This is a genomic window from Tissierella sp. P1, assembly GCF_002266425.1.
GTDB lineage: Bacteria > Bacillota > Clostridia > Tissierellales > Tissierellaceae > Tissierella > Tissierella carlieri.
Genome location: NZ_NPMN01000058.1, coordinates 1 through 8592, shown reverse-complemented (window position 1 = coordinate 8592; position 8592 = coordinate 1). Strand labels below are relative to the sequence as shown.

The 8592-nt window shown below is 29.0% G+C and carries 9 protein-coding genes; 3 read left to right on the top strand and 6 right to left on the bottom strand.

Annotated features, from left to right (window positions below; translation table 11 throughout):
* Positions 1-373: 373 nt before the first annotated feature.
* A complete protein-coding gene (locus CIW83_RS21370) occupies positions 374-541 on the top strand; it encodes an aspartyl-phosphate phosphatase Spo0E family protein (RefSeq protein WP_094904454.1) in 168 nt (55 codons plus the stop codon).
* 961 nt (positions 542-1502) lie between these two features.
* On the opposite strand, the gene def is transcribed toward CIW83_RS21370, so the two are convergent.
* Positions 1503-1952 (bottom strand): peptide deformylase, encoded by a 450-nt coding sequence (gene def / locus CIW83_RS21365; protein ID WP_094904453.1) that lies wholly within the window; start codon positions 1950-1952, stop codon positions 1503-1505.
* Positions 1953-2189, bottom strand: coding sequence for a helix-turn-helix transcriptional regulator (locus CIW83_RS21360; protein WP_094904452.1), 237 nt, complete (start codon positions 2187-2189; stop codon positions 1953-1955).
* 583 nt (positions 2190-2772) lie between these two features.
* Here CIW83_RS21360 and CIW83_RS22435 point away from each other — a divergent pair.
* Both CIW83_RS22435 and CIW83_RS21355 read left to right on the top strand, forming a co-directional pair.
* Entirely contained in the window at positions 2773-2910 is a 138-nt protein-coding gene (locus CIW83_RS22435) for a hypothetical protein (protein WP_158220210.1), read from the top strand.
* 279 nt (positions 2911-3189) lie between these two features.
* Positions 3190-4506: a pyridoxal phosphate-dependent aminotransferase gene (locus CIW83_RS21355; protein WP_094904451.1), complete on the top strand. Its 1317-nt coding sequence runs from the start codon at positions 3190-3192 to the stop codon at positions 4504-4506.
* Between the two features lie 207 nt (positions 4507-4713).
* Here the strand turns inward: CIW83_RS21355 and CIW83_RS21350 are convergent, their stop codons facing one another.
* From CIW83_RS21350 to CIW83_RS21335, 4 genes are all read right to left on the bottom strand, one after another.
* Entirely contained in the window at positions 4714-5310 is a 597-nt protein-coding gene (locus CIW83_RS21350; protein ID WP_094904450.1) for a MerR family transcriptional regulator, read from the bottom strand.
* A 298-nt stretch (positions 5311-5608) separates the two neighbouring features.
* Positions 5609-6607 (bottom strand): M42 family metallopeptidase, encoded by a 999-nt coding sequence (locus tag CIW83_RS21345; RefSeq protein ID WP_094904449.1) that lies wholly within the window; start codon positions 6605-6607, stop codon positions 5609-5611.
* Positions 6607-7626 carry a M42 family metallopeptidase gene (locus tag CIW83_RS21340; protein WP_094904448.1) on the bottom strand — a complete coding sequence of 340 codons (1020 nt, stop codon included), beginning with the start codon at positions 7624-7626 and terminating at the stop codon, positions 6607-6609. Before CIW83_RS21340 ends, CIW83_RS21345 begins: the two co-directional genes overlap by 1 nt.
* Positions 7617-8592: M42 family metallopeptidase (locus CIW83_RS21335; RefSeq protein ID WP_143598612.1), on the bottom strand; the 976-nt coding region annotated here is incomplete at its 5' end. The genes CIW83_RS21335 and CIW83_RS21340, both read right to left, overlap by 10 nt.

Here is an 8592-nt window from a genome sequence, read left to right as displayed (position 1 = left end):
ATCTATTATTGCTTTATTTTTTACCATTAAATTTACTAACTACTGAATCTTATATTATATATAGTAATTAGTATTATATTTAGAATACTTCTCTATCTTATCCTACCTTAGTAAATATTAATGTTTTCCTCAGCAATTCAGTGATAATGATAACAAAATTTAAATTAATATCAATATTCTTGATTGTTTACTCATCTGTAATTCCACTTCTTATCCATTTATGTATAACCATTAATTTTTTCTTCTACTCTCATTTATTTTTGCTAAATCTTCCATTTTTTTTTAATAATGTCACTACTCACTTTATTTTTTTTGTAAACTTGTATCAGTGTAACAGGTTAAATAAATCCGCTACAGAAAAGGGGTATGCGACTTGCATGATAAAGATACTATTGAAAAACTTGTTAAGGAAATTGAAGAAACTAGAATTAAACTTCATAACTTAATATTGGATAAGAAATACGACCTTCTTGATTCAGAGGTAATCAAATTAAGTCAGTTGTTAGACAAACTCTTGTCTCAATATCATGATTTAAAATAGTTATTAATTAAATACATTTAACCTGTTGCACTTATTTGAATTTTTTATAAATTTACATGAAAAAAGATATTATCTTAATACCTCTTTGTTTCTAGTTTGTTTCTAGACTTTTATTTATTCTAATTTATAAGCTTTTGCTTTTGTAATTTTTCTATATAAATCTAAGTTATATACTTTCTAGTGTCTAAATATGTTTTAGAATTTATTTCGTCATTTTGCATTTAGTTAATTATCATTTATGAGTATATTTATTTAGATAACACTAATTATTATTTGAATCATCCTCCATTCAATCTATAATTCAACATCTCTAATAAATAATATTAACACTTTACCACTATCATTCATATCCTATTGTAAGGATAATAAATCTCAATCTAATAGGAGGTGTCTTTATGGGTGGCTTATTCGGCAGAAGAGGATGCGAGAGAGAATGTGGTATGGACGACTCTCTATTATTCTTCTTTCTAATTCTAGTGATTATTTTCTGTAACTGTGATTTCTTCTAAATTAAAATAATTGAGTCGGGGCTTGTACCCGATTCTTTTTATATTTATTATCTTTATGAAATTTACTCATTATTTTAGCCTACTAAGTAAATTAATAATTCAAAGTACTCTTTATAAAATTCTCTTCTGCTATATGCTCTATAAGACTATTTTCTATAGAGATCATTAGGGCTTGAATACCTATTACTAAATCTAAAACATCATGTTCTACATCAATTGCTAGATTTTTTTCTTTTTATAATAGATAATTTCCGTATACTTTGAATACTATTACTCTATGCTGCATTATTCAATTTTCAAGTTCTAATATTTATATATTAATTTAAAATATTTATGCTAAATAAATAAATTTAATCATTTGAAACATAACATAAAAATACCACAATATTTATCTTTAAAATAATGCGGTATCGAAATAAAATATTCACAATATAGTAATATTAATATTATTACTATAGATACTCAGTTACTAGATCTGTAAAAAGAATACCTTCCAAATGATCTATTTCATGACAAAAGCATTTCGCTAAATCTCCTGTACCAGTCAATATAATTTCATCACCATTTTCATCTAATGCTTGTACTACTACTTTCGCAGGCCTCACTAATTTTCCTAATCTATCTGGGATACTCAAACATCCTTCTATGACTTCTTGAGCTCCTTCTTGATCAATTATCTTTGGATTTACTAATTTTATAAGTCCTTGTCCCATATCTATTACAACTAACCGCTTTAATATCCCGACTTGTGGTGCAGCTAATCCTCCGCCATTTTCTATACTATACAGCGTATCTGCCATATCATTTAGTATTTGTCTTATTTTATCATCTATTACCTCAACTACTTTACTCTTCTTTCTCAATATTTCATCATCAAAAAATCTAATCTGCCTTAATGCCATTTAAATTACACCTCTGCTTTGTCGTGATCTTGATTTTCTTTCGCTATCTTCAAAAAGAAAAATATCCTCTATAGAGCAATTAAATACTTTAGAAATATCATAGGCTAACCATATAGATGGTTCAAATTTTTCTGTTTCTATAGAGTTAATTGCTTGTCTTGATACACCTACGAGTTCTCCTAATTGTTCTTGCGTTAATTTGAAAATTTCACGAAACTCTTTTAATCTATTCTTCATTAATTATCCTCCTGTAATGTTAACCTTACATTACTAGTATATTATTATTACATTCTTATGTCAAGTTAACCTTACATAACATATAATAAATACTTTGAATTTTCAAGATTAAAACTCTGGCTCTTCATTTTTACAATATCATTTCTAAAAAATAGTAATTAATATTTTCTAACTATCTCTCATATTCGATTATTGCACCCTTTACTTTCCCAATTAGAATTTAAAGGGGATGTACTTTTCATAACTATATAACAAAAAAATTAAAAGTAAGGTCGTAATGGATTCAAACAATATGTCTATATTCATAAAAATCCATTAGGACCTTATGAAAGGAGAACATATTTTTCTTACAGTGAAAACTGAAAGTTGAATTCTATTTACGAACCTTACATAATTATTATGTGAAGAATCCAAAATATTATACATTTTATTTTTAATATTTTTCATAAAATCATTAAAATAATTTCAAACCTTATATCTAAAAATCTTAGCCATATACTCGAGAATAATAATTAACACTTTACATCTATTACTCATATGCTATTATGAGGTTATTACTCTCACTTAAATAGGAGGTGTTTTTATGGGTGAATCACTAGGCTGCAGAAGAGAGTGCGATAATAATAATTTTCTACTATTCTTCTTTATAATATTAATAATCATTTTCTGCTTCTGCGATAATGATTTCTTTGGTGGCTTTTTTGGTAGAGGAAGATGCTAAGCCATCTCACTAATCGGGGCTTCTTGTCCCCGATTTTTCTTTTTAAATTTTCTTTCTGCCTAATTATTTTAGCTATCCTTTATTATTCCTAAACAAATACTTTTATTTATATTAAATGTATTATCTAGTATAAAACTATAGATGGACAAGAGTAAATAATTTAAATAAAAAATTAAGAATAAGATGAAATAAATTTTAATTAGTGTATAATATATGTAAGTGCACTAATTAAATTTATTAGCAGAATTTTATATAAATCTATAAGAGGGGGAAAGTATAATGAATAAACCAATATTATCAGCACATTTTGAATCAAGAAAACCATCAGATGTTCGTTTAGCTCAAATGAAATATGACGAACGTCAAGTAAAACCTGAAGCAGTAATAAACGTTGGAATAGGAAACGTATCTTTACCGACAAATCCAGCTATGCAAAAAAGAATGTTTGAGCTTAATTCATCTGAAAGTCCATTTGCAAATGGAGTTATTAGATATTCAGGAACAGCAGGTACTGTTGAAGCACAGAATGCTTTTAAGAATATCTTAAAGAGTGAAGGATTTGACACAAGCAATCTTTATGTTCAAATAACAGATGGTGGTTCATCAGGTATGGAATTATTACTTCTAGGGGTTTGTGGACCAGCTGGAACTGATGAAAGACCTCTTATGATGATTGATCCTGCTTATACAAACTATATTTCATTTGCAGAGAGAATTGGCCGTAAAACTGCAACTATAAAACGTCATATGGGTGAAGATGGAAAATTCAATTTACCAAATATGAATGAAGTTGAAGAAATGATAAAAGCAAATAATCCAGGGGCACTTTTAGTGATTCCTTATGATAATCCAACAGGACAATATTACACATATGATATTTTAAAAGATCTTGCTAAACTATGTGTTAAGTATAATATGTGGATGGTAAGCGATGAAGCTTATCGTGAATTATATTATAATGAAGAGGAAAAACTTGTAAGTATTTGGGGACTAACAGATGCAGATGTTCCAGGAATTGAAGGAAGAAGAATTAGTATTGAAACAGCATCAAAAGTATGGAATGCATGCGGTTTAAGAATAGGTGCAGTAATTACGGATAATCCAGAATTTAACAATCGTTCTGTTGCAGAATATACAGCTAATCTTTGTGCTAATGTAATTGGCCAATATATTTTCGGAGCATTAGCACATGAAAGTAAAGAAAGTATCCTTGGATGGTGTAAACAACAAAGAGATTATTATAAAGATCAAATAGTAAAAGTTTACAATGGTCTTAAAGAACAAGAACCAGGTCTTATTGTTTCAAGTCCAGATGCATCAATTTATTCAGTAATCGATGTAAGAAACGTTGTAAAGCCAGGATTTGATTCAATTGAGTTCGTTCTATATTGTGCAGGACAAGGCTCCGTTGAAATGGATGGAGTTGAAACAACTCTTCTTGTAGCACCAATGAAAGGTTTCTATGATGTTAAGAATGATGAAGAGAATCCAGGAAAAACTCAATTTAGAATTTCCTTTGTTGAATCACCTGAAAACATGGATAAAATTCCTAAACTTTTCGTTAAACTTTTAAGACAATATGAGGCACAAAGATAGTGCAAAATAGAAAAGTCTGCTAAAATTAGCAGACTTTTCTTATGCATGAATATTTATCTTCATTTGGATCCTTTGCTTTGATAGAACTTTGATTTCAGTTAACTTTTTTTTATTCTTAAGCAGAAATATAATAGAATTCCTATGAGGGTTAAGCTTAAGTATTCTATAAATTTAGATAGGGATAAAAATAATATCTATGCCATTTTATTATTTAGCTTTAAATATCTTGCTAAATAATCCTACTTGTTTTTCTTCTGTTTTCTTTAACTTTTCTCTTAATTCTATATTTTCAAGAGTTTTTTCTTTAACCTTCATTTTAAGCTTAGCGTTTTCACATATAAGCACATCACGTTCCTTAGAGTTCAATTCATTTCTAAGCATTGCAACTTCATTTTTTAATTCCTCTATTACTTTAATATTCTTCTCTGAACCTTCATTAATATGATTAAACAATTTATCAAAAAATTCTTCCTCCAATGTCGTACTTATTTCCTTAGCCAATTGATATGTATCAAAATATATATTGTCATCAACTGGAACTACATCTGTCGTCTCCTGATTATTCATCATAATTTCTGGAGACTGTATTATAAGTTTTATCTGTTTATTAGTAAAACCTTTATCCTGTAAAGTCTTTATATATTGTATTAATTCAATCTCTTTATATGTAAAATATCTATGGTTCGAATTATTTCTAGGAACCTCAATTTCAAATTCTTTTTCATAATATCTTAAAACATGTGGAGCATATCCGGTAATCTCAGATACTTCTGATATAGTATATTCATGATTTAAATCTAACATAATAAATCCCCCTCAAATCCAATCTACTACTATATAATTCTCCAAATAATTTTTAATTCCTCTAATTTTTGAAAAACTTTTTCATACAAATTCCCCTAAAATAAAACAATTAAAAACATAATTGTATATAATATAATAAAATCTTCTAATAAAGTATAATTAATAAATCTTTTATTGGTCATTGCATAAGCGACTTGCACAGAATCAAAGATTAAGGAAGGTTCTCAATTCTAAAATGTTAAAGTAATACTTTCCTATTCATTATAAAAAATGGCTGAATTATCAGCCATTTTTTATATTATATATTTAAATTATCTTCTAAAAATCCTACTAAAAGTTTTGTACAATTAATTATATCATTCTTAGATGCCATTTCTACAGTAGAGTGAACATATCTAGTAGGTACAGAAATTACTCCTGATGGAACTCCTCCTTTATTGATATGAATAGCTCCTGAATCTGTACCTCCAAATTCTAATACTTCCATTTGATAAGGAATTCCATTATTTTTAGATATAGAAACAAGTAAATCTTTTACTTTTGGATGACAAATAATAGAATTATCTTTTACCTTAATAGCTGCTCCTTTATTTAATCCTATTGCAAATCTCCTTGCCTTAGGCGTGTCGCCATTACTAGTTACATCCAAAGCTATACCTACATCAGGATCAACTCTATATGCCGCAGTCTTAGCTCCTCTAAGGCCTACTTCTTCTTGAACTGAAAAAACAAAATATAGATCATTAACTGGATTGTTTATAGATTTTAGAGCTTCAATAGCAATGAAACATCCTACTCTATCATCTAAATAAGGAGTAAATACAACATTCTCATTTTCCACATATTCTGATTTATATATACAAATATCACCTATACTTATCTTTTCTTCTGCTTCTTCTTTACTAAAAGCACCAATATCTATATACATATTTTCTAGTTTTAATTTGGATATATCATCTACAGGTTCAGCATAAATAACTCCAATAGTTCCATTCTCAAATATAACCTGTTGGCTTATGGAAACAGTAGGAGAAATTCCACCTATATTTGTAAATCTTAAAAACCCTTTCTCGTCTATATCAATTACCATAAGTCCGATTTGGTCCATGTGAGCAGAAATCATGATTTTTTTCCCGTTACCTTTTTTTCTAGCAATTAAATTACCTAATGCATCTACGAAGGTCTCATCTACAAAATCCTTGATCTCATTTATAATGTATTCTCTTATTAATTTTTCATTGCTTGCTGGACCATAGATTCCAGCTAGCTCTTTTAATAAGTTAAAGTTTATATTCATTATAATTCCTCCCTTTCAAATTCAGATAAAATTGCCTTTAGAAGTAAATAAGTATTACCATAGTCATTTTTACTCATTACAGATGCTGGTGAATGTATATACCTACAAGGTACCGATATAGTAGTGGTTATTGAGCCTTCCTTAGTAGTATGAATTTTTCCAGAATCATTTCCTCCCATAGAAGTTTTTCTATATTGATATGGAATATTATTCTTTTCTGCAATACTAACTATTTTTTTTCTAAATTCATGATTAAATACTGTTGTTCTATCTATTAAAGATATTGCAGGTCCCTTGTTAAGATAAGTAGGAACTAAATGTGTATCAAGCTTTGGCATATCATAACATAGTGTTCCTTCTAAAACTATTGAAATATCTGGATTAACTTCATAAGCAGCTGGTCCAGCCCCAACTAGTCCTACTTCCTCCATTACTGTAAAAACTGCATAGAAACTAACATCTTTTACCTCTTTAATTAAATTAACTAACATTGAACATCCAACCCTATTGTCAAGTGCTTTTGCCTTAACTAGACTTTCACCAAACTCTACATAATCAGACGCAAAGGATACATAATCACCTATACTAACTAATTTTTCAGCTTCTTCTTTAGATTTAGCACCTATATCTATATATAGTTCATCTATAGATAAAGCTCTCATCCACTCTTCCCTTTTTTGCAAGTGAATTGGCTTTGCACCGATTACACCCATAATTTTATCTTTTCCAACTAAAACAGGCTTTGATACTAAAATTCTCTTATCTATTCCACCTACTGTAGTAAATTTAAGTAGACCCATATTATCAATCTCTTTAACAAGTAATCCAACTTCATCCATGTGTGCAGTAACCATTAATGTTTTATTAGTATCCTTACCTTTTTTATATGCAATAATATTCCCTATTCTATCTATCTTAAAACTGTCAACATAATCTTTTATCTCAGAGATTATAAAATCCCTAACTTCTTTTTCATTACCAGATACTCCTGGTAATTCTGTTAGTTGTTTTAGTAGCATAATAATCCCTCCAAATTCTCATTTGAAATAGAAGCGATAAAAAATGCCAATAATTTAGCAGTATGCTTTATATCTACCATATCTATCACCTCAACAGATGTATGCATATATCTTAGTGGTATAGATAAAACTAAGGAAGGAATCCCTTCTTTAGTTATTTGCATAGCTCTTGCATCAGTACCAGTTGGCCCTGGAGATATTTCCATTTGAAATGGAATATTATATTCTCCAGCTATTTCAGTAAGTCTCTTTCTTAATGTAGGATGAATATTCCCTCCTAATGTAATGCCAGGTCCTTTTCCTAGCTCTATTGAATCAGACTTAGAAAGTTCAGGAGTTGTCCCAAATCCAACATCTACAGCAATACCTATATCTGGATTAATCTTATAAGAACTAACTAATGCTCCTGCCATACTAACTTCTTCTTGAACTGTAGAAACAAAATATACATCAGCTTCATGTTTCATCTTGCTCAACTCTTTAACACACTCATAAATAGCCGCTATTCCTGCCCTATCATCTAAAGCTTTTGCTGCTATTCTTGTCCCTTGTAAATTAGCCATTGTTCTTCTAATGGTTATGGAATCCCCTACACTTACAAGTTCATTCACTTTTTCTTTTGAATATCCAATGTCTATAATCATATCTTCCATTTTTATAGCCTTATCATGTTCAGATACTTCCTGTAAATGAGGTGGTTTAGAGCCTATAACACCAAAAATGTCTTCCTTACCATGTACAATAACTTCTTGACCTAATATAGTCCTAGGATCAAATCCACCTATATTAGTAAACCTAATGAATCCGTTTTCTTCAACATCTTTTACCATAAGACCAATTTCATCCATATGAGCTGCAATCATTATTTTTACATTATTTTCATCAGATGATCCTTTTTTCAGTGCTACAATGTTTCCAAGCTTATCTACTGTAATATCATCAGTAAATTCGTTAAAAGCTGAGACT